Origin of the sequence: Streptosporangium sp. CA-135522 (assembly GCF_050949235.1) — a bacterium.
GTDB lineage: Bacteria > Actinomycetota > Actinomycetes > Streptosporangiales > Streptosporangiaceae > Streptosporangium.
In genome coordinates this window covers 5268776-5289792 of record NZ_CP192026.1, presented here as the reverse complement: position 1 = coordinate 5289792, position 21017 = coordinate 5268776, and the positions used below count along the sequence as shown (strand labels likewise).

Annotated in this window: 18 protein-coding genes, 1 pseudogene and 1 riboswitch; of the genes and pseudogenes, 6 read left to right on the top strand and 13 right to left on the bottom strand. The window is 67.7% G+C overall.

The window, feature by feature from the left end:
• Window positions 1–14: 14 nt before the first annotated feature.
• On the bottom strand, window positions 15–590 hold the full coding sequence (locus ACQPYK_RS24890; protein ID WP_433235187.1) for a PadR family transcriptional regulator: 576 nt from the start codon (window positions 588–590) through the stop codon (window positions 15–17).
• An 89-nt stretch (window positions 591–679) separates the two neighbouring features.
• On the opposite strand from ACQPYK_RS24890, the gene ACQPYK_RS24885 reads away from it, so the two are divergent.
• The 3 genes from ACQPYK_RS24885 to ACQPYK_RS24875 all read left to right on the top strand — a co-directional run bounded on the left by ACQPYK_RS24885 (window position 680) and on the right by ACQPYK_RS24875 (window position 4158).
• Window positions 680–1237, top strand: a complete 558-nt coding sequence (locus tag ACQPYK_RS24885; protein ID WP_433235184.1) for a hypothetical protein — start codon at window positions 680–682, stop codon at window positions 1235–1237.
• A 30-nt stretch (window positions 1238–1267) separates the two neighbouring features.
• Entirely contained in the window at window positions 1268–2575 is a 1308-nt protein-coding gene (locus tag ACQPYK_RS24880; protein WP_433235181.1) for a carotenoid oxygenase family protein, read from the top strand.
• 416 nt (window positions 2576–2991) lie between these two features.
• Window positions 2992–4158: an alpha/beta hydrolase gene (locus ACQPYK_RS24875; protein ID WP_433235178.1), complete on the top strand. Its 1167-nt coding sequence runs from the start codon at window positions 2992–2994 to the stop codon at window positions 4156–4158.
• A gap of 41 nt (window positions 4159–4199) precedes the next feature.
• On the opposite strand, the gene ACQPYK_RS24870 is transcribed toward ACQPYK_RS24875, so the two are convergent.
• On the bottom strand, window positions 4200–4826 hold the full coding sequence (locus tag ACQPYK_RS24870) for a hypothetical protein (protein WP_433235175.1): 627 nt from the start codon (window positions 4824–4826) through the stop codon (window positions 4200–4202).
• Window positions 4827–5141: 315 nt separating this feature from the next.
• Window positions 5142–5216: riboswitch (S-adenosyl-L-homocysteine riboswitch) on the top strand.
• Between the two features lie 15 nt (window positions 5217–5231).
• Between ACQPYK_RS24870 and metH the strand changes: the two genes are divergently transcribed.
• Window positions 5232–8981 carry a methionine synthase gene (gene metH, locus ACQPYK_RS24865; protein WP_433235173.1) on the top strand — a complete coding sequence of 1250 codons (3750 nt, stop codon included), beginning with the start codon at window positions 5232–5234 and terminating at the stop codon, window positions 8979–8981.
• A gap of 91 nt (window positions 8982–9072) precedes the next feature.
• Here metH and ACQPYK_RS24860 read toward each other — a convergent pair whose 3' ends face one another.
• The 7 genes and pseudogenes from ACQPYK_RS24860 to ACQPYK_RS24830 form a co-directional block, all read right to left on the bottom strand.
• Window positions 9073–9324 (bottom strand): recombinase family protein, encoded by a 252-nt coding sequence (locus tag ACQPYK_RS24860; RefSeq protein ID WP_433235170.1) that lies wholly within the window; start codon window positions 9322–9324, stop codon window positions 9073–9075.
• A gap of 568 nt (window positions 9325–9892) precedes the next feature.
• A complete protein-coding gene (locus ACQPYK_RS24855; RefSeq protein WP_433235167.1) occupies window positions 9893–11047 on the bottom strand; it encodes a hypothetical protein in 1155 nt (384 codons plus the stop codon).
• Complete coding sequence (locus ACQPYK_RS24850; protein WP_433235164.1) at window positions 11044–11556, bottom strand: SigE family RNA polymerase sigma factor; 513 nt, start codon at window positions 11554–11556, stop codon at window positions 11044–11046. Before ACQPYK_RS24850 ends, ACQPYK_RS24855 begins: the two co-directional genes overlap by 4 nt.
• Window positions 11557–11907: 351 nt before the next feature.
• Window positions 11908–12462, bottom strand: a complete 555-nt coding sequence (locus ACQPYK_RS24845) for a hypothetical protein (protein WP_433235161.1) — start codon at window positions 12460–12462, stop codon at window positions 11908–11910.
• A gap of 71 nt (window positions 12463–12533) precedes the next feature.
• On the bottom strand, window positions 12534–13145 hold the full coding sequence (locus tag ACQPYK_RS24840) for an RNA polymerase sigma factor (RefSeq protein WP_433235158.1): 612 nt from the start codon (window positions 13143–13145) through the stop codon (window positions 12534–12536).
• 244 nt (window positions 13146–13389) lie between these two features.
• A pseudogene (locus ACQPYK_RS24835) lies at window positions 13390–14681 on the bottom strand (transposase).
• Between the two features lie 613 nt (window positions 14682–15294).
• A complete protein-coding gene (locus ACQPYK_RS24830; protein ID WP_433235156.1) occupies window positions 15295–15957 on the bottom strand; it encodes a DUF4158 domain-containing protein in 663 nt (220 codons plus the stop codon).
• A 259-nt stretch (window positions 15958–16216) separates the two neighbouring features.
• On the opposite strand from ACQPYK_RS24830, the gene ACQPYK_RS24825 reads away from it, so the two are divergent.
• On the top strand, window positions 16217–16798 hold the full coding sequence (locus ACQPYK_RS24825) for a recombinase family protein (protein WP_433235153.1): 582 nt from the start codon (window positions 16217–16219) through the stop codon (window positions 16796–16798).
• A gap of 537 nt (window positions 16799–17335) precedes the next feature.
• On the opposite strand, the gene ACQPYK_RS24820 is transcribed toward ACQPYK_RS24825, so the two are convergent.
• Both ACQPYK_RS24820 and ACQPYK_RS24815 read right to left on the bottom strand, forming a co-directional pair.
• Window positions 17336–18082: an SDR family NAD(P)-dependent oxidoreductase gene (locus ACQPYK_RS24820; RefSeq protein ID WP_433258908.1), complete on the bottom strand. Its 747-nt coding sequence runs from the start codon at window positions 18080–18082 to the stop codon at window positions 17336–17338.
• 18 nt (window positions 18083–18100) lie between these two features.
• Entirely contained in the window at window positions 18101–18745 is a 645-nt protein-coding gene (locus ACQPYK_RS24815) for an MFS transporter (RefSeq protein WP_433235150.1), read from the bottom strand.
• Window positions 18746–18830: 85 nt separating this feature from the next.
• Between ACQPYK_RS24815 and ACQPYK_RS24810 the strand changes: the two genes are divergently transcribed.
• Entirely contained in the window at window positions 18831–19574 is a 744-nt protein-coding gene (locus tag ACQPYK_RS24810) for a TetR/AcrR family transcriptional regulator (RefSeq protein ID WP_433235147.1), read from the top strand.
• A gap of 92 nt (window positions 19575–19666) precedes the next feature.
• Here ACQPYK_RS24810 and ACQPYK_RS24805 read toward each other — a convergent pair whose 3' ends face one another.
• Both ACQPYK_RS24805 and ACQPYK_RS24800 read right to left on the bottom strand, forming a co-directional pair.
• Window positions 19667–19870, bottom strand: a complete 204-nt coding sequence (locus ACQPYK_RS24805) for a hypothetical protein (RefSeq protein WP_433235144.1) — start codon at window positions 19868–19870, stop codon at window positions 19667–19669.
• Between the two features lie 435 nt (window positions 19871–20305).
• Window positions 20306–20908 (bottom strand): TetR/AcrR family transcriptional regulator, encoded by a 603-nt coding sequence (locus ACQPYK_RS24800; RefSeq protein WP_433235141.1) that lies wholly within the window; start codon window positions 20906–20908, stop codon window positions 20306–20308.
• Between the last annotated feature and the right edge of the window lie 109 nt (window positions 20909–21017).

Below are 21017 nucleotides of genomic sequence, written 5' to 3'. Positions count from 1 at the left end.
GTCGTGGAAGGGGCTCACTCCCCTGGCGCGGCCTCACCCGCCGCCTTCGGGTCCGCCGGTCCGGGATCGGCGTCTCCGCCGATCTCGGCTTCGACCCACTCGGCCCACTCGCGCTGCATCGCGCTGAAGCGCAGTCCCCACTCCAGGGCGAGCCGGCCGTAGACCGACAGATCATCCTCCTCCCGCTCCACGACCTCCTTGAGTGCGATCAGCCTCTCACTCCGTCTCGCCGCGCTCTCCGTCTGCCGTCGCAGGTAGGCGCGTCTCTCCTCGGGGCTGATCTGACCGAGGAAGAAGACGCGCAGGAGCATCTCGCTGCGCTTGGAGAGAGGGGCGGGCTGCACCTCGGTCAGCCAGTGGTGCAGCTCGGCGAGCCCGGCGGGAGTGACGGCGTATTCCTTACGGCCACGCGGCCCCTCCGCGGTCACCTCGACCAGCCCGGCGTCCGCCAGGCGGCCCAACTCGGCGTAGACCTGGCTCTGCGTGGCGGGCCACACGTTGGCCAGGGAGATCTCGAAGATCTTCAGCAGGTCGTAGCCGCTCGCGGCTCCCTGGCTGAGCAGGCCCAGCAGTGCGTGTCGAAGGCTCATGACGGAATCCTACCCTCCTATGTTGACATGTCACCACAGGAAGTTCTAAGTTCGACATGTCTACATAGGAATGTCGAAAAGAGCCAGCAATGATCCGCACTCTCCTCGGGTTTCTCCCGTGGATCGTCTACGCCGTCATCGCCACGGGCGACGAATGGCGCTACGGCGCGCTGGCCGGTCTGGTGATAGCCGTCGGAGTGGTCGCCGTCGATCGCCGGGCAGGCCGGAAATGGGATGAGATGGTGATCGAGTCCAGCGCCGTCGTGTTCTTCGTCGTGACCGCGCTGATCTCCTTCATGGCCCCCGACTCCCCCCTCATTCCGTACGGCCCCGCCCTCGTCAACGCCTGGCTCGCCCTGACCACCTGGGGATCGCTGGCCATCCGCAAGCCCTTCACCCTGGGCATCGCCCGAAGCATGACCGCGCCGGAGGTCTGGCAGACCCCGCGGTTCTACCGGGCCAACGCCGTCATCACCTCGGTGTGGGGCGCGGCCTTCACCGCCGCCGCCGTGTGCCTGGCCCTGCTGCTGCACGAGGCCCCGCACGCGACCGGCCTCGTGATCGCCGTCAAGGTCGTCACGTTCGTGGCGCCCGCGGTCTTCACCGTCCGCTACCCCAAGGTTCTCGCCGCCCGCTACGCGGCCTGACCCTCTTTCCCGGAACCGTCTGGAGCCATCATGGCCATCACCGCACCCGCCTACCTCACCGGCGATCTCGCTCCCGTTCCCGACGAGATCGGCGCCCTCGACCTGCCGGTCACCGGCGCCCTGCCGACCGAGCTCACCGGCCGTTACTTCCGCAACGGGCCCAACCCGCTGCCCGGCCAGGACCCGGGCCACTGGTTCGCCGGCCACGGGATGATCCACGGCCTGCGACTGCGCGACGGCCGAGCCGAGTGGTACCGCAACCGGTGGGTGCGCACCCGCGCCTTCGTCGAAGGCGCCTCCTTCGTCGGTCCGGAAGGCTTCGACCTGACCGCCGTCAAGGCCAACACCCACGTCATCCGGCACGCGGACAGGATTCTCGCCCTGGTCGAGAACGGCCTGCCGTACGAGATGACGCCCGAGCTGGAGACGGCCGGCCCGTACGACTTCGGCGGGCGGTTGACCACCGCGATGACGGCGCATCCCAAACTGGACCCGGCCACCGGGGAGCTGCACTTCTTCGGGTACGGCTTCGTCGCCCCTTACCTGACCTATCACCGCCTGTCCCCCGAAGGGGTGCTGGTGGAAAGCCGCGTCGTGGACGTCCCGGGGCCGACCATGGTCCACGACTTCGCGATCACGGAGAACCACGTCGTCTGGCTGGATCTGCCCGTCGTCTTCGACATGGACGGGATCGGACGCGGCATGGCGTTCCGGTGGAGCGATTCCTACGGCGCCAGGATCGGCGTGATGGACCGTGGCGGCCGGACGACCTGGCTCGACGTCGATCCGTGTTACGTCTTCCACGTCGGAAACGCCCGTGAGGACGCCTCCGGCCGGGTGGTGCTGGACGCGGTCCGCTATTCGCCGGGTGCGTTCGCCGAGATCTGGTCGCGCGTCGGCGACAGCGCCAACCCCGCCGCCGAGACGGACGGCGCCGCGCTGCACCGGTGGGTGCTCGACCCCGCGCGCGGCACGGTAAGAGAAGAACAGCTCGACGACCGCAAGGTGGAGTTCCCGACGCTCAACGAGGACCGGCTCGGCCGGGCCAGCCGGTTCCTGTACACGGTGACCGACGACGCGGTGGTGAAATACGACACCGAGACCGGCGCCAGCCAGGTCAAGGACCTCGGCGCGCGGCCCGGTGAGGCGGTCTTCGTGCCCGCCTCCGGCGCCACGGCCGAGGACGGCGGCTGGCTGCTGTCCATCGTCACCGACCACACGGAGGACAACTCCGAACTGCTCGTCCTCGACGCGGCCGGCCTGGACTTCGTCGCCTCCGTACGGCTCCCGCGCCGCGTCCCGGCCGGCTTCCACGGCTCCTGGCTCCCCGACCTCTGAGCCTTCGGGAGAAGAGGGCGACGTCATCCGTATGAGCGACCGGGCCGGGAAACGGTCACTTTGGGCCGCGTGCACCCGGTCGCCGGCTCGCCCCCCTCCCGAGCCCCGATCGAGGCGGGCCGATCGTCGCCGTCCGTGGCCGCTGTCCGTCCCGGGGCGGCAGAGCGGGACGAGGACACCGACCCCGACAGGGCTCCTCATCCACCGGTCATCCACCGGCCGTGGCCGGCCGCCACCTACCGAAGTAGGAGTCCGGCTCTACCACGGTCGGACTCGCCGTGCCCGCGTGCACGATGTGGCGACCGCACCGCGACGGCGACGCTGTCGAGTGTGAACCTGACCGGGACGGCCGTGGCCGGCTCGCTCCTTCCGCCGTGGAGTCGGAACGGCGTCGCACAGCGCATTGGAGTAGACCCATGCCCATCGGCTATCTGGTGCCCGTCGCGCTCGTCGCGTGGTGCACGGTGTTCGCCCTGGCGCCGCTACGCAGGCCGCGGTTCCTCGGGGCCATGAGCTTCCGTTCCGGCCTCGTGCTCAACGAGTTGCCGTTCCTCGCCTTCGGCTGGCTCCTCGTCTCCACATTGTCGACCCTCGGCCAGGGCGACATCGACGCCCCGGGCGGATGGGCGACAGTCGGGCTGGCCGTCCTGACGACGGCCGGGCTCGTGGTCGTCGCCCGGCGCGGGCTGCTGGCGGGCCCGGTCGTCGACCGTGCCCTGGCCGAGGGCCTGGGCAACGGGTGGCGCGCCGCCGTCGACCCCGATATGGCCGTACGGCTGCGCCGTCGCCTTCCGCTCGCCCGCATCCTGTTCAGACCCTTCTTCGTTCGCCGTCGCGACGTCGAGCGGCTGGCGAACATCGGCTACGGCGACGCGGGCAAGCGGAATCTGCTCGATGTCTACCGCCGTCGCTCCCGTCCCTCAGACGGTCCCACGCTGATCCACCTGCACGGCGGAGAGTACGTCAGCGGCAGGAAGAACAGCCAGGCGCTTCCCCTCATCTACCGGCTCGCGAGCCAAGGATGGGTGTGCGTCAGCGCGAACTACCGGTTGAGGCCGGCGGCGCAGTTCCCCGATCATCTGATCGACCTCAAGAAAGTGATCGCCTGGGTACGGGAACACGGCCACGACTACGGCGCCGACCCATCGGTGATCTTCGTGGCGGGCAGCTCCTCTGGCGGCCATCTGGCCTCGATCGCCGCCCTCACCCCCAATGACCCCGCGTTCCAGCCCGGGTTCGAGCACGCCGACACCACGGTCACCGCCGCCATCTCCCTCAACGGCTACTACGGCAACTACTACGGCCAGGGCTCGGCCTCCTCTCCCCTGGCCTACAGCAGGCCGGACGCGCCGCCGTTCTTCATCGCGCACGGCGATCGGGATACGATGGTGCTCGTAGAGAATGCCCGGCTCTTCGCCGAGAAGCTGCGGAGCACCTCGTCCAACCCGGTCGTCTATGCTGAGCTGCCCGGGGCGCAGCATTCGTTCGACCTGTTCCACTCCCTCCGCTTCGAGGCGGTCGTCGATGCGGTCGAGGCCTTCGCCGCCTGGGTGAGGACGCGCGAGAAGGCACGGAAGACGTAGCCGATCGCCGACCATGACCGCACCCCTACCCTTACGGCCTCCTACAGTTCCGGGTAGAAGCCCGGAGAGCCCAGCCGCTCGAACCAGCTCGGTGGCTCAGGCGCGGTGAACGCGTCGGCCATCGCGTCCAGCCAGGCGGCCAACGTGGGGAAGTCCGGGGTGGAGTTGGCCAGGTCCTCCCAGCCCCCGCCCTCAACGTAGCGTGCGCGCCCTTCCTGATCGTCGTAGTGGTGGTAGTAGACCGGGTATTCGCCGTCTGCGTCCGGCTGGGTGACATCGAAGCACCAGACCGCCTCGTTGTCTGCGTCGGCGAGGGCGAAGCCGACCAGGTGGTTGGTGGACAACCACCGGCCGTCGCCGCGGTCCACCTGCTCGGGCATGTGCACGAGATCGGAGTTCAGCTCGACGATGGCATCGTCACCGACGACGACGAACTCGATGTACCCGTTGGATGAGACGTCCCAGCGCTTACAGGCAAAGGTGTTGTGCTCGGCGAGGAAAGCCCGGTAGCTGGGCGGAGCCGTCCAGTCGACGGTTCCGAAATGGGGCTTCAGCCCTGTCTCGCGGTCGCGGACGGCTTCGGCGGAGGCGGGCTCCGACGCCGTGATGATGACCGTTCCGGATTCGGCGGCGCGGCGAAGGATCGCCAGACTCTCGTGTATCGACATCGCGGTCCTAGATCGGGTGATCGTACGGCTATGTGGGCGTGGCCCAACAACTGTAGGTGCCTGATCGTGGCCGATGACAGCGATCGGCGGGATCCGTGAAACTACACAAAGCGATGATGTATCCAATTACGCAGCGTCACGTTCGAGAACCCCGGCAGCCCGAGCGGGCAAGTCCTGGCCCAGCCCGCAGACAGCCTCCGTCCGCACCAACCCGCGTGGCCTCTAAATCGCCGGAAGCGCGGAAAGCGGATGGCTCGGCGGTCCCTGGAAACAAGTTTCTGGTATCGCCATTGCCTTTCAGGTATCTTCGATTTCTAGGTCGAGAGGCGCTGCAACGGACCCAGGTCCGCCACGCTCGGCCGTAACTGTTCACAAGGGCGCCTCCCACAAACGGGAGGTGGTCTGGTGAACGCGTTCTCGAACCGCGGCGACGATCAGGAACACGGCACCGTCCGATCCGCATCCGGCGTCGACGGCCTCGAAAGATCCGAAGCACCGAGGGCGGGTTCGGCGGTGGCACCGGGTGACCGGGTGCAGGCTTTGCGAGAGCTTCTGGACCAGCGGGTCGTGGTGCTCGACGGGGCCTGGGGAACGATGCTGCAGGGCGCCGCGCTCACCGCGGCCGACTACCGCGGGGAACGGTTCCTGGACCATCCGCGTGACGTGACCGGCGACCCCGACCTGCTGAACCTGACGCGGCCCGACGTCGTCCTCGACGTGCACCGGCAGTATTTGGCGGCGGGTGCGGACATCACCACCACGAACACGTTCACCGCGACGAGCATCGGCCAGTCGGACTACCTGCTGCAGCCGTTCGTGCGGGAGATGAATTTGCGGGGCGCCCAACTGGCGCGCCAGGCCGCCGACGAGGTGGGCGGCCGTTTCGTCGCCGGTTCGATCGGGCCGCTGAACGTCACGCTTTCGCTGTCCCCGCGAGTGGAGGACCCCGCCTACCGGGCGGTGTCGTTCGACGAGGTCCGCGCCGCGTACGCCGAGCAGATCCAGGCGCTGGCCGATGGCGGGGTCGACCTGCTGCTGATCGAAACGATCTTCGACACGCTCAACGCGAAAGCCGCGCTCGCCGCCGCACGCGACGTCGCGCCGCACCTGCCCCTGTGGATCTCGGTGACGATCGTCGACCTGAGCGGGCGCACGCTGTCGGGGCAGACCGTCGAGGCGTTCTGGAACTCGATCGAGCACGCCGATCCGCTGGTGGTCGGTGTGAACTGCTCGCTGGGTGCCGAGGAGATGCGCCCGCACGTCGCCGAGTTGTCGCGGCTCGCCGGCGTTTACACGGCATGCCATCCCAATGCCGGCCTGCCGAACGCGTTCGGCGGCTACGACCAGACCCCGGGGCAGACCGCAGGGCTGCTCGGCGAGTTCGCGACATCGGGAATGGTCAACATCGTCGGCGGGTGTTGCGGGACGACACCCGCGCACACCGCGCAGATCGCAGCCGCCGTGTCCGGTCTTGCGCCGCGCCCGGTTCCGGCGCCGCCGGCGCGCACCCGCTTCAGCGGCCTGGAGCCTTTCGGGATCGGTGCCGACACCGGGTTCGTCATGATCGGCGAGCGCACCAACGTCACGGGCTCGGCGCGGTTCCGGCGCCTGATCGAGGCGGACGACCACCAGGCCGCCGTCGACGTCGCGCTGGAGCAGGTGCGCGGCGGGGCCAACCTGCTCGATGTCAACATGGACGCCGACCTGCTCGACAGCGAGCGGGCCATGACCACCTTCCTGAACCTGATCGCGACCGAGCCCGAGGTCGCCCGCATCCCGGTCATGATCGACAGCTCGCGGTGGAGTGTGCTGGAGGCCGGGCTCAAGTGCGTGCAGGGCAAGGGCGTCGTCAACTCGATCAGCCTGAAGGAGGGCGAGGAGCCGTTCCTGGAGCAGGCTCGTCGCATCCGGGACTACGGCGCCGGCGTGGTCGTGATGGCCTTCGACGAGCAGGGGCAGGCCGACACCGTCGAGCGCAAGGTGTCGATCTGCGCCCGCGCCTACGACCTGCTCACGCAGCGAGCCGGATTCCCGGCCGAAGACATCGTGTTCGACCCCAACGTGCTCGCGGTCGCCACCGGCATCGCCGAGCACAACGGCTACGCGAAGGCGTTCATCGACGCGCTGCCGCTCATCAAGCAGCGGTGCCCGGGGGCACGGACCAGCGGCGGCATCTCCAACCTGTCATTCTCCTTCCGCGGCAACGACGTCGTGCGCGAGGCGATGCACTCGGCGTTCCTCTTCCACGCGGTGCGCGCGGGGCTGGACATGGGCATCGTCAACGCGGGGCAGCTCGCGGTCTACCAGGACATCCCCGCCGACCTGCTCGAGCTCGTCGAGGACGTGATCTTCGACAGACGCGCCGACGCCACCGACCGACTGGTCTCGTTCGCCGAGACGGTGAGCGGGTCCGGCACCCGCCGCACGGTGGACCTGTCCTGGCGCGACGCGCCGGTCGAGAAGCGTCTGGCGTACGCGCTCGTGCACGGCATCGTCGACTTCATCGACGACGACACCGAGGAGGCCCGGCAGCGGGCGGCGCGTCCCCTCGACGTGATCGAGGGACCGCTCATGGACGGCATGAAGACCGTGGGCGATCTGTTCGGCGCGGGGAAGATGTTCCTGCCGCAGGTGGTCAAGAGCGCACGGGTGATGAAGCGTTCGGTCGCCTACCTCGAGCCCTACATGGAGGCGGAGAAGGAGAAGGCGCGGCTGGAGGGGCGCGCCGACACCGGCCGCGGCCAGGGGAAAGTGGTGCTCGCGACCGTCAAGGGCGACGTGCACGACATCGGCAAGAACATCGTGGGCGTGGTGCTCGGCTGCAACAACTACGAGGTCGTCGACCTCGGTGTCATGGTCCCCGCCGCGCGCATCCTCGACACCGCGGTCGCCGAAGGCGCCGACGCCGTGGGCCTGTCGGGGCTGATCACCCCGTCGCTGGACGAGATGGTCACCGTCGCGGCGGAGATGCAACGCCGCGGGCTGAAGATCCCCCTGCTGATCGGCGGCGCCACGACCTCACGCCAGCACACCGCGGTTCGCATCGCCCCCGCCTACGACGGCACCACCGTCCACGTGCTCGACGCGTCCCGTGTCGTCGGCGTGGTCTCGGACCTGCTGGACGACGACCGGGCCAGGGACCTGGCCGTGAGCAACCGCGCCGAGCAGGAGCGCCTGCGCGAGCAGCACGCGACGAGGGAACGACGCCCCCTGCTGAGCCTCGCGCAAGCTCGCGCGAACCCCGAACGCGTCCCGTTCGACGATCTGTCCGTCCCCGCCTTCACCGGCGTCCGCACCGTCCAGCCGGACCTGACCGCCCTCCGCGAGATGATCGACTGGCAGTTCCTCTTCCTCGCCTGGGAACTGAAGGGCAAATACCCGGCGATCCTCGACCAGCCGGTGGCCCGGGAGCTCTACGACGAGGCGAACACCCTGCTCGACCAGATCATCGCCGAGGGCCGTTTCCAGGTTCAGGGCGCCTACGGCTTCTGGCCCGCCCACGCGGAGGGCGACGACATCGTGATCGACGCCGACCCGTCGGGCGCGGGTGATCGCGTCGGTCTTCGCCTGCCGATGCTGCGCCAGCAGACGGCCAAGCCCGAAGGTCGCTCCAACCGGTGCCTGGCGGACTACGTGGCCCCGGCCGGGGACCACATCGGCGGGTTCGCCGTGGCCGTCCACGGCGCCGAACGCCTCGCCGCCGACTTCGAGGCCCGGCACGACGACTATCGGGCGATCATGGTGAAGGCTCTGGCCGACCGTCTCGCCGAAGCGTTCGCCGAGCACATCCATCTCCAGGCGCGGCGCGACTGGTACGAGCTGGACGCCGACCCTCTGATCGAAGACCTGCACGCCGAGCGTTTCCGCGGTATCCGCCCCGCGCTGGGTTATCCCGCGAGCCCGGATCACAGCCAGAAGCAGGACCTTTTCGCCCTGCTCGACGCCGGACGGCTCGGCATGGCCCTGACCGAGTCCTTCGCGATGACCCCCGCCGCCAGCGTCAGCGGGCTGCTCTTCGCGCACCCGTCGTCGCGGTACTTCACCGTGGGACGCATCGGCAAGGACCAGGTCGAGGACTACGCCCTCCGGCGAGGCCTCGCCATTTCCGAAGTCGAGCGCTGGCTGCGTCCCAATCTCGCCTACGACCCGGCGTGAACATCGTGACCAGGCCGGCCGGTCCGGGTCCCGTCGGGGCGTCCCTCACCCCGGGCGCGGAGCCCGGGGTTGAGGAACCGGCGGACAGCCGTTATCGATGCTGGAGCTCCTTCGACAGCTCGATGAGGTTTTCCAGGGAGCGGCCGAGCCGGTCGAGTTCGGTGACCACGAGCTGGTCACCTTCGCGCGCGACGAGGAGTGCCTTGTCGAGCTCGGGCCGGCGGGCGAGTTTCCCGCTGGCCTTGTCGGTGAAGACCTGCTCGCAGCCGGCCGCGCGGAGCGCGTCCTGCTGGGCTTCCGGGTGCTGGTCCCGGGTCGATACGCGTGCTACCCCGATTCTCATGATCGAAATGTAACGCGAAGGGGATTTTACGTTACATAGGTGCGTACATGGCATGCGTTACAGGGGCGACCTACGGGAACATCATGTTGATCTTTGTGTAAAGCGTACGATCGTTTACGTTACGCAATCGCATATGGGCGGCCATCGGAGGAAGGACTGCCGGAAGCGATCTCCAGGGCCGGAGTGCTCCGTTGACATGACAGATGCCACACGCGAGCATGCGACGGCTGGCTTCGAAAGCGAGGAAGGGGCCAGCGGCCGCTGGCCCCTTCCTCGCTTCTTGATCCCACTCGCTTCGCCATTGGTCCGAAACTCCACCGTGTGGTCAGCCCGCAGCCCGCAGCTTCAGGGGTCCCGGTAGTAATCGCGGAATATCCAACGGATATGCCCCTGACCTGCTCTGATGTGAGGGCGCCGCAGGACTGGTGTGTCCGTTGGTAGATGCGGGGGGCCGGGCCGAGGATGCCGCTGACCTTGCCCGAGGGCTCCACGTCGACGCTGGTCAGCGATATCCGCTGGATATTCGCCGATTACTCGCGTGCCACCTGCTCAGCCGCTGAGAGGCTTGTCAAAAGGCGGCTGGGACCCCGGGGATGACCAGGTGCATCACGTTCTGGGGATGGTAGACGGCGAGCTGCCTCACTTGGCCGGTCTCCACGTTCACCGCGTAGGTAATCTGACGGCTCTCATTCCAACGGTCTGACGGGAGGGCGGCGAGCGTGACCTCGGCCGCGCTCAGCCAGACGCCGGGGGTGAGCGTGGTGCTGCCCTTCGGCAGGCCGCGCATGGTCACCGTCTTCTTGACTTTGCCGGTCCTGGCATCGAGCACGGTGATCGTGTCGTCATGCGAGTCCAGGGATTGGCCACGCCGCAGCGCGGCTACTGCGGCGCCGTTGGGGGCAAGCGCGCTGAAGCGTGTGTAGGTCTCGTCCACCGGGATGGGTGAACCGCCCCCTGCCAGAGGCATCACCCAGATCCCTGGCTTCTCCCCGTACCTCCCGTACCGGGCCAAGGTCACGGTCGTGCCGTCGATGCTCCTGAGATCCCACCCGACGGGCAGGGGCGTCGTGGTTCTCGCTCGCATATCGATGAGCAGGCCGTCCTCCTTTCTCGACGGATAGCCGGTGAAAGCGAGGTACCGTCCGTCGTCGGAGAGCTCCAGGTGCGCGTTGCCGCCCAGTTCCGCTTCGGCTATGGCGACGGGGGCGGTTTGCTCGGTGCCGCTCGCCAGGTCTCGTACTTTGAACGTCTTGGCAGACCGGCTGTAGTAGGCGATGATGCGCCCGTCGCGGCTGATCGCCAGGGGGTAGAACTTCGGTCCGCTTTTCGTGCCCAGTGTGCCCAGTGCCTGCGGCAGGTGGTACGTCTCGCCGGAGAGGGCAACCACCCGCCACTCGCCGTTCCTGCAGTCGGGCGGGATGGGGCCACTGATGAGGCAGAAGGTCCGGTAGGCGTGGCTGAGCGGCCCGACACCCCGGCTGGGCAGATCGGCGATCTTACCGGTCTGCACCGCGACCACGGCTTTGTCGGCCATCAACAGCCCGGTGCCGGGAAATACGCCCAGCACGACGCCGGCGAGCACCGCCAGCCCGATCATGGCAGCCGACCCGGCGGCCATACGGGTCTTCCGCCTGCGCCGGCTGCTCGTGATCGCCCAGTCGGCCAGGTTGAGTGCCGGGGCGTCGGCCGCCGCATTGTCCAACGCCTCGCGCAGCCTGCTCATCGGCGCACCTCCTCGATCTCGGCGAACAACTGGGACAGCTCGGGCGCGAGCGTGCGCAGGCGGCCGAGCGCGTGGTGGCTCTGGCTCTTGACCGTGCCGAGCGAACAGCCGAGGATCTCAGCGGTCTCCCGCTCGCTGAGATCCTCGTAGAAGCGCAGGACGATCACAGCGCGCTGCCGGGGCGTCAACCTGGCAAGCGCCTGACGCAAGATGATGCGATCGATCGTGGCGTCGTCGTGAGCGTGCCCGCGCTCTGGCGGGTCGGTGTTGGGCAACTCCAACTGTTTGCGCCGCCGCCAGGAGATGTACTGGTTGATCATGGCCTTGCGTGTGTACGCCTCGGGGGTGCCGTGCCGCACCAGTCTGGGCCAATGGTTAGCGACCTTGAGCAGGACGCTCTGCAACAGGTCCTCGGCTAGGTGTGCGTCTCCCGTGAGCAGGTACGCGCTCCGTGTCAGCGCCTGCTGACGGGCGAGCACGAACTCGCGAAAGCCGTCATAACGATTCAAGGTAGATGATCCCCTCTCACCGGTTCTCACGCCCGCGAGAGGCAGAAAGGTTGGAACTTTGGCCCAGAGAGAAGCGCTGGCGACTCCTGAAGCGTTCCCGCGCGGCCGACTGCCCCCACGTCGGGGTCTGGTAGTAATCGGCGAATATCCAGCGGATATCGCTGACCAGCGTCGACGTGGAGCCCTCGGGCAAGGTCAGCGGCATCCTCGGCCCGGCCCCCCGCATCTACCAACGGACACACCAGTCCTGCGGCGCCCTCACATCAGAGCAGGTCAGGGGCATATCCGTTGGATATTCCGCGATTACTACCGGGACCCCCTTCAAGATCTTGATCGTGTAGAGGTCCGGGTTCAGCCGCCGATTCCGCCCTCGGGACCGGTTTCCATCCTGAGACCGCCGGAGACGATCTGACAGGGTGCCACCGGGCCGGTCGCGACCTGGATTCTGCCGCCGGTCATGTGGCCGCGCTCGTCGTCCTGGTACCACAGGCTGTAGACCAGGGTCTGGCCGGGTTTGATCTGCTCCGGATGCAGCCTCCAGAATGCGTGCTCGCCCTCGGTGGGCGGTTCGCTGGTCAACAGCTTCGGGTTGTCGGGCGCGTATTCGGCGCGGGGTTCCTTGCACTCCTTGCCGATCGGCAGGAAGAGCACCACGGATTCCACGCCGAAGTCACGCAACTTCTGCTCGATGACCTCCGGGTGTCTGTAATCCCTGACGTAGATCTTGATCGAGCCGTCGGGCTCGCGTACGACCGCGTTCGCCGCGCCGCCGCCCTGCCCCGACAGCACCGGGATGCCCACCGCCAGCAACAGAGCGCCCCCCGTGGCTGCGACGGCCAGGCTTAACCACCGGCGCTCACGGAGGAAGCGCACGAACGGGTGCGATTCGTCCCTGTTGACTTCCATGATCAGGTGAGTCCTTCGGAGCGAGTGATGGGCAGCGGGAAGATCACGCTCTGGCGGGATTCTGTGATCGGTCACAGTTCCTCCCTCTTCCGGAGCGCCATGTGGCGCTCACTCCGTCTGTGTCCTGACTCGGACTCGAGTTCCGCTCCTGAGAGCTTTTTCATTCGGGCTCGCGCGCGAGAAAGTCGGGATCGTACGGTTCCCACGGGAATGTTCAGTGCCACGGCCGCATCCTCATAACTCAGCCCGGACCAGACGCACAACGTCAGAACTTCCCGGTCGGCGGACGGTAGCCGATTCACTACGGTCAGGATGTCGTGCATCTGCCGTTCGTCGTCGATCCGCCCTGCGACTTCCTCCGCCGGATCGAGGACCGAGTTCATGGACGGCAGCCGCCCGATGGCCGCCTGGTGACGGCGCAGCGACCGAGACCGGTTACGCAAGGCGTTGTTGGCCACCCCGAGCAGCCAGGGCAGCAGGGAGTCGCTGCTGATCCGCACCTGGCGGCGGCGTCGCCACGCCTCCAGAAACACCACCGAGGTCAGATCCTCGGCGGCCGACCAGTCCGCGGTGCGCCGGAAGCAATGGTTATAGACGCTACGGGCATGCCGATCGAATAAGGCCCCGAAGGCCTCACCGTCGCCAGCGGTCGCGCGCGACCACAACTCGAGATCTGTATCCACACCCGGTCTGTGTCCGTACGTCCAAGAGAGTTCCCGAGGGATTCTTCACCATCGTGTGACTTACAGAGGAGCTCGGCAGTGTTTGCAGGTCAACGGCCACAGCGTGCCTACCCGGCCTTGGCCATAGAGGATCGCGCCGCCCGCTCTGCCGCCGGTCACTCAAGCTCAAGTGCTTATCGGCCTTAAGGCCCATCCCGTTGCGGGTTCCAGATGGCAGCGGCCTGCCGATAGCGTCCGGTCAGCCTCACGCGGCCTGCTCGGTGTCGGCTTCGCCGAGCTTGGTGAAGTCGACGTCCAGGTGCGGCTCATACGCCTCGGGCTCCGCATCGAGCTCGTGCGTGGCGTACTGGCCGAATCGGTTGATCGACTCCGTCAGATACGGGGAGACCTGGGCCAGGTCCTCGGGCTCGACGATCCAGCCCTCGACCTGCAGCTGGCGTACCACCTCGGCGATGTCCAGGGTGTTGTGGAAGATCACCGCGTTGGTGAGCAGGGCGTTGAACTTCAGTGTCTTCTCCTGCTCGACGGGGTCGTTGTCGGCGATCACCCCGCGGTTGCCGAAGCGCAGCCATTCGGAAAAGCCGTTGTAGGCCTCGACTTTGTCGGTGGCCGCGGTGACCCGGCGGCGCATCGCCGGATCCGACAGGTAGCGCAGTAGTTGCACGGTGCGGATCACCCGGCCCACCTCGCGGAAGGCGGTGTAGTGGGCGTTGCGCTTGGAGCCGGAGCGAAGCCGGCGCAGCAGCAGCGTGGAGGAGATCGCGCCCTCGCGCACCGAGACCGCCACCCGCATCAGGTCCTCGAAGTGGTTTTCGATCAGATCCCAGTCGATGACGTTGGCGCCCGGCTCGCCGAACAGCGCGTCGATGTGGACGTAGCCGCTCTGCTTGCCGGGCCGGTAGAAGTTCAGGTCCTTCCAGTTGCGGATCCGGGGCATCAGCTCAAAGCCCAGCAGATGGGCCAAGCTGAAAACGGGCAGGCTCTGGCCTTGGGCATCGGCGTGGATGGTGGTGGGCTGCACCTCGGAGGCGTTCTTCAACAACCCTTCGATGATGTAGACCGCCTCCCACACCCCGCACGGAATGAAGTGCGTGAACAGCGCGATGTAGGTGTCGGCGATGTGGTGGTAGGCGATGCCGCCGGGCTTGCCGTATCGAACACTTGTCTCAGCAAGGAGGTTGTTCAGATAGGTGTCCATGTGGGTGCCGTCGGCCGCCACGGTCGTCCCATCACCCACGCCCGCGACAGATCGAGCTTGGCGTGCGCGTTGACGATGTCGGTGATGGCCTCGTTCAGCTTGGCGAGGGAAAAGTGCCGGTTGGCCGTCATCGACAACTCATGGCCACTCACCCCGGCGATGTGACGGGCCGCCTCGTAGGAACCCATGTTGGTGCCATTGACGAAGGTGGTGATGACGTAGCGGCCGAAGGGATCCTTCAGCTTCGGGTCGTTGCCGGACGCCGGGCCGAAGCGGCGCCACCACTCGATCCAGTACGCGGTGCGGGCCAAAATCCCCAGCAGGGACCGCTCCGGCATCCGGGACCTGATCTCTTGCTCCAGCTTCTTGGCTGAGGGCCGCTGAACGCCGGCTTTGCGCCGGTTCAAGGTCGGCGCGCCCGTCTCGGGGTCGATCAACAGGTCCTCGTTGTCGGGATAGCCCGCGTCGGCCTCCGCGGTGGCGGCGGTGAGCTTGTCGTGCAGCTGAGCGCGGAAGGCCGCCGCGTCGAACGGGCGATCGTCTGTCGCCTCGCGCAGGCCGACATCCACCAAGTAGGCCGGCAGCTTGGCCTGCACCACCTCCCACGACAGCAGCTGGGCGCTCCAGTCGGCATACTCCTCCGAGCCGACCACCGCCACATCGCCCGTCCGCAGCTCATCGGCCAGGCCCGCGAACACCATCGCCTCGAAGTGGCGCCGCACGAACATCCCGGGCCGGGTGCGCTCCCGGATGACCTTCTGCCAGTTCTGGGTGGCGAAGGAGACATCCACCGGGCGGCCGTCCTCATCAACGTCCGGGATGAAATCCTGGGCCGTCTTGTGCCGGCGGGCGTGCTCCAGGGCCTCCAACACCCGGCGGTCGGTGCTGGTCGCGGTCAGCTCCAGCACCGAGGTGAGGTCGAACATCACCGCGCGGTCCTTGCGCAGCTGCTCATACAACAGCACATCCCAGTTGTCGCCGTGGTGCGCGGCAACCTTCTCGATCTGCTCGTACTGCTGGGTGAACCCGCCAAAGCCACCCACCGCGTCCTGCACCGCGCCCAAAGCACCCGCCTGTACCCGTAAACCCCCGGCCAGCGCGAGGAATGCCGGCGACAGACGGCCATCGAATCGCCGCAGCACCTCGCTCATATCCCCCCTCGACCAGCTTCTCCAACGCGACGTTGATCAGGTTCGCCGGGTTGTTCTTCGATGCGGCCTCGTCCCGGATCGTCTCCTCGGCCAGGGCCCGGGCCCGCACGTCGTCGTAGACCACACCGGTGCGCCGCCGCACCTGCGTACGGTGCTGCTGAGCCGTGCGCTCCGAGGCGTACACCGGCAGCGTCCCCTCCGGCAGATCCACCACCCGCCGCACGAAGTCCACCACCACGTCCGGGACCTCCTCCCGCCTGGGGAAGCAGCCCATCCGCTGATACGACTTCAGCGCCACCAGCAGCGCGAGCTGGTGCTCGTAGGAGTCGGTGCCCTCAGCCGCCCAGGCCACCTCCTGGCTGGTCGGGGAGAAGAACAGATGCAGCTCCCGTGCGCTGATCAGCCGCTTGAACCGCGGATACGCGGTCCGCTCGATCGAGTCATCGCTGACGTCCCACTCCACCCGATACCCGCGCCAACGTGCCCACGTGATCTATGCGCCCGCGCGACATCGTCTCCGGTCGGAGCCAAAAGGGCAAAAAGTGCATCAGGGAACGAAGCGGTATCGGATGATTGCCGCACCGGGCCGCTCGCCGCCTCAGTAGCTCCGACGGGTCCTCGGCAGGCCGCTGACCAGCCCCCGAAAGCCGCTTAACGATCATGTATTGCGGCTTTTGGGCTCACCTTGGCTGGACCCCTTCTGGACGCTGCTGAGGTAGCCGGTGACAGTTTGGGCGTACGCACGGGTCTCGACGCGTGATCAGAACCCGCAGCTCCAGCTCGACGCCCTGGCGGCCAGCGGCTACGACGAACTGGTCATGGAGAAGGAGTCGGGCAAGCGCGGTGTCGCGCGGCCGGCCTGGGAGGCGCTCATGGCGCGGCCCAAGGTGGGCGACACGCTGAAGTTCTGGAAGTCCGATCGGTGGGGCCGCTCAGCGGGACACGTGCTGGCCATGGTCAACGAGCTGCGCGACCGCGGCATCACCGTGGTGTCGCTGACGGAGAACTTTGATCTGGGCACCAAGGAGGGCCGGTTCATGTTCGCGGTCCTGGCCGCGGCCGCGGAGTACGAGTTGGAGCTGCGCGCCGAGCGCCAGGCCGAGGGAATCGCCGCCGCCAGGCGCCGTGAAGCCACCGGCGCCATGCTGTCTGGCAAGAAGGAGACCGGCCGGCCGCGCGTTATCGGTCCCGCCGAGCCGGCCACACTACGCCGCCTGGTCGATGACGGTGTCTCGGTCACCGAGGCCGCCCGCACCCTCAAAATCGGCCGCTCCACCGCCTACGCGGCACTCGCGGGACACTGACCGGCAACTATTCCACCCGTTTCCCACTTCTTCCCTGGGACGCCCCAGCAAGATCGTTCTCATCGATAACGGCTGTCCGTCGGTTCCTCAACCCCGGAGCCGGGCCGGCTGCCTCGCCTTCGCCTTCTCACCTCCACGGGCACGACGACTAGCCTGGGCCGGAGTGTGGTCGCTTGGTGGGTGCCGGGCGTCCCCGGCGAGTGAGGGAGGCGATGTCGGGCACAGGCGCGCGAGTGGGCCGACCGCCGCTCGGGACTCCCCCGCCGCACCGCCCTCATCTAGGGGTGCCGTTAAGAACCATGAGATTAGCCGCCGACCCGTCCCTAAGCTGGCATTTCGGCCGTGGGTGCTTTCCGGGACCCCGTTTGGTCGATGAGGAGCGATCGGATGATGCTCGAGCGCGGGATGCACGTCCCGGCCACGGTGATCGGCACTCCGACGTTCAGGTGCCGGTTTTCGAGCTCAGCGGGGATAGGCGCTCGTCTGCTCGCCGAGGCGTGGCGAGCAGACGAGCATCGGGTTGCCCGGTGGCGCGGGTTACATGGTCGTCCCGCCTGAGACATCGAGACGGTGTCCGGTGATATAGCGGCTGTCGCCGGAGGCTAGGAAAGCGACGGTGTCGGCCACGTCCTCCGGCGTGCCCAGCCGGCCGAGGGGCGTCTGCGACGACAGCCATGCCAGGGCCTCGCCGACCAGGCGTCCTTGGTGCATGTCGGTGTCGATGACGCCCGGGGCCACGATGTTGACCGTGATGCCGCGCGGCCCGAGCTGCTTGGCCAGGGCGGTGGTGAGGACGTCGAGGGCGGCCTTGGACATGGCGTAGTCGATCGCCCTGGGCATGGCCGCTCCCCGGGTCAGCATGGTGCCCACGGTGATGATCCGTCCGCCGTCGCACAACCGTGGCAGGGCGAGCTGGGTGATGAAGAACGGGGCGGTGGCGTTGACCGCGAACAGGCGCTCGAAGCCTTCTCGGGTGACGCCGTCGATCTCGGTCTGGCCGCCGAGGACGCCCGCGTTGTTGACCAGGATGTCCAGCCTGTCGGCGTGGGCGTCGAAGCCGGCCCACAGGGCGTCGGCGTCACCTGGCGCGCCCAGCTCGGCTTGGACGGCGAAAGCCTGCCCGCCGGCCGCCTCAATGGTGGCGACGGTGTCCTTGGCGGCCGCGTGGTTGGAGCCGTAGTGCACGGCGACCCGCGCGCCTTCGCGGGCCAGCCGGGTGGCGATCGCGCGGCCGATGCCCCGGCTCGCGCCGGTCACCAACGCCGTCTTTTCGGTCAATCTCATCATGATCATGCCTTCCGCTCATGGGGTGCAGGGGGTGGTGGTCTTGGTGTCGCGCAGGACCCGCGCCCACCGGCTCACCTGGTCCAGGAGGCTTTTGACGGCCGCGGCCGGGGTCACCACCATGAACACGTCGGCGGCCGCCAGCCGCGGGGTCAGCCCGATCAGGATCAAGGCGAGGGTCGGAGCCGAACCCCAGGCGTACTGGGTGCCGCCCCAGCTGGCGACCAGGCTCAGCGCCACCAGCGCCACCGTCAACGGCAGCGCCCCCAGGAAGTCGATCCGCGCCCTGAGCCGGCGCGGCTCCAGCCGTACGGCGGTGCCGATGAGCAGCAGGGCGGTCGCGCCCAGCCCCTGCACCATCCGGAAGCCGACGAGCTGGATCATGTCCTGCGCGGCTCCCGACAGCCCGGACCCCAGCAGGAAGACCACGATCGAGGCCATGTAGACCGCCTTGCGGCCGTACAGGTCGCCGAGTTTCCCCCAGATCGGCGTCGAGGCGGCCGTGCAGATCAGGTAGGCCGTCGCCACCCAGGAGAAGTACTCCAAACCGCCGAGATCTTTCACGATCGCCGGCAGCGCGGGCCCGAGCATCATGCCGTCCAACGGGGCTGTGATCATGCCCAGCATCACGCCGATCACGCCCCTGCGAAGAGGTCGATCCACGCGTCCTCCATTTCGCGTACTTCGTACGTGAAATGGACCTTAACCATTCAGGTACCATGTACGCAAATGGAGGGAAGGGGCGCACATGGCCGACGAGGAACCGACCAGCATCTGGATGCAGCCGGAGCGGCACGAGCGCTCCGGGCCGGGACGGCGCCCCGGCTACAGCCGCGAGCAGATCACCCGAACGGCCGTCCAGATCGCCGACGCGGAAGGAGCGGAGGCCGCGACCATGCGGCGGATCGCGTGCGAGCTGGGCACCGGCGCCATGTCGCTCTACCGCTACGTTCCCCGGCGCGACGACCTGTTCGACCTCATGATCGACCTGGTGATGAGCGAGATCGAACTTCCCGACGGCGCATCCGGTGACTGGCGATCCGACCTGACGCTGCTGGCCCAGCAGATCCGTGCCACGGGCCTACGTCACCCCTGGCTGATCGCGCTACTCACCAGCCGGCCGACGCTGGGCCCCAACCTGCTGCGCGTGCACGAGTTCGCACTCGGCGCCCTCGACGGGACCGGGCTCGATATCGACGACATCGCCGGCGTCGTCGGCATGTTCAACGACTACATGCACAGCGCGATCCGCCGCGAGATCGGCTGGCTGGAGGAGGCCCGCCGCACCGGCCTGGACCCCGAGCGCTGGAAGCGGGACTACATGGGACCGTACGTGAGCCAGGTCGTCAAGTCCGGCGATTTCCCCCTGTTCAACCGATCGGTTCTCGACTCCCGCACCGCCCACCTCACCCCCGAGGAGCGTTTCCGGCATGGGCTCGACCGCATCCTCGACGCCATCGCCGCGCTGATCCCATCGCTCTGTCCCCGTTGAACGGGAAAGTAGTGACGCTCCTGCGAAGGAGCAGCAGGATGTGCACGAGCGGACCGAAACATCGCGCCAACGGCGGTGCGCCGACAGAAGTTTCATGGCGCAGGAGCGTTCCTGGGCCTGATGCGAGCCGAAGACCTCTGATACTGCTCGGGCTGATGGGTGGTGTTGTTGGAGCGAAACTCCAGCACCTCCAGCAGCTCGATCAGGCCCCGCCGGTAGTGGTCGGTGTAGGAGGCCTTCAGCGTGGTCTGCACGGTGCGCCGATACACCGGGCCCTTGGTCTTGAACTCGTGCACGGCGCTCGCCTCCGGCGAGGGACGGAAGTAGGGGCGCCGTCAAGACACGCGTCGCCAGCCCCAAACGGCAACGTCTCCGCAGGTCGGACGAAGTGTCTTCCGTAAAGGCATCGACTCACAGGGATTGCCATGGCTCTCAGATGCAAGCCGCAGACCTGCGCCTTCTCGCCCACTCGGGGCGGATGATGCGTTTCTTAACGGCACCCCTATTCCGTGGATCGCGTCCGGGATCCCATGATCCGCAAGGCACGGCCTAAAGGCCGTGCCCGTTGCCTATGGCCGAAGTCGGGGCGAGGCGGCTGGTTGCAGTGCCGCACATGTGTTCTCCATCGTCGCCGCGGCAGGCCCGCTCGCCCTCGTCCAGAGGTGGGGACGGGTCTTCCCCAGATGGCTGGTGCTCATCCCCGCGTGACTGATGTCAGCGGCACCATCAACTCATAGCAGTCGTCTTTGCACGACATCGGCGATGACGGCGTTCACGACCTTGCTGACTTCCTCAGACTCCGGCGCGACCCCCTCCTGGCCGGCGAACAGCATGTGCCCGGCCCCGATCAGGGAGAGCGCCAGCGCATCCACGTCGGCATCCGCCGCAATGCGGCCCAGCTCGCACTCCTCGTTCAGGTAAGCGGCGATCATGACCGCGGCATCCGTCAGGACCGGGATACCGGGAGCCGGCCGGGCCTGACGCAGCCGGGCACGCAACTCGTCCCGGAAGATGACGAGACCGACTATCGCCACGGCCACCGAGTCGAACAGGTCGATCAGCGCCCCGGCCAGCTTGCCGGCGACGTCGCCGGTCCCGGCGGAGCCGCGAAGGGCGGCGGTCTGGCCCTCGAGCCGGACGATGCGGTCCTGCACGAGCTCGGCGAGGAAGGCGTCGAAGTCCTCGAAGTGCCGATGCAGGACACCCTTGGCGACGCCCGCCTCCGCCGTGACCGCCCGGCTGGTCAGGCCGTTCGCCCCGTCCCGGAGCAGGACGCGCGCGGCGGCGTCGAACAACTGCTGCCGCACATCCCGGAGAGCCACTCCAGTCGGCATCGCCCGTTCCTCCTTCTTCACACGCCTTCGCCCGCCCTTCGCTCACCGCGAACCGCTGCTCGATTGCAGAGTGGGCGCATGCCCACTATGGTGGGCGCATGCCCACTAT

What these genes read in the sequence shown, in the direction of transcription:
- ACQPYK_RS24845 (WP_433235161.1), bottom strand. Translation starts at nt 12,462, where the DNA reads ATGGAAGTCAACAGGGACGAATCGCACCCGTTCGTGCGCTTCCTCCGT.
- ACQPYK_RS24800 (WP_433235141.1), bottom strand. Translation starts at nt 20,908, where the DNA reads ATGCCGACTGGAGTGGCTCTCCGGGATGTGCGGCAGCAGTTGTTCGAC.
- ACQPYK_RS24880 (WP_433235181.1), top strand. Translation starts at nt 1,268, where the DNA reads ATGGCCATCACCGCACCCGCCTACCTCACCGGCGATCTCGCTCCCGTT.
- ACQPYK_RS24875 (WP_433235178.1), top strand. Translation starts at nt 2,992, where the DNA reads ATGCCCATCGGCTATCTGGTGCCCGTCGCGCTCGTCGCGTGGTGCACG.
- ACQPYK_RS24890 (WP_433235187.1), bottom strand. Translation starts at nt 590, where the DNA reads ATGAGCCTTCGACACGCACTGCTGGGCCTGCTCAGCCAGGGAGCCGCG.
- ACQPYK_RS24885 (WP_433235184.1), top strand. Translation starts at nt 680, where the DNA reads ATGATCCGCACTCTCCTCGGGTTTCTCCCGTGGATCGTCTACGCCGTC.
- ACQPYK_RS24855 (WP_433235167.1), bottom strand. Translation starts at nt 11,047, where the DNA reads ATGAGCAGGCTGCGCGAGGCGTTGGACAATGCGGCGGCCGACGCCCCG.
- ACQPYK_RS24860 (WP_433235170.1), bottom strand. Translation starts at nt 9,324, where the DNA reads ATGAGAATCGGGGTAGCACGCGTATCGACCCGGGACCAGCACCCGGAA.
- ACQPYK_RS24820 (WP_433258908.1), bottom strand. Translation starts at nt 18,082, where the DNA reads ATGAGATTGACCGAAAAGACGGCGTTGGTGACCGGCGCGAGCCGGGGC.
- ACQPYK_RS24810 (WP_433235147.1), top strand. Translation starts at nt 18,831, where the DNA reads ATGGCCGACGAGGAACCGACCAGCATCTGGATGCAGCCGGAGCGGCAC.
- ACQPYK_RS24870 (WP_433235175.1), bottom strand. Translation starts at nt 4,826, where the DNA reads ATGTCGATACACGAGAGTCTGGCGATCCTTCGCCGCGCCGCCGAATCC.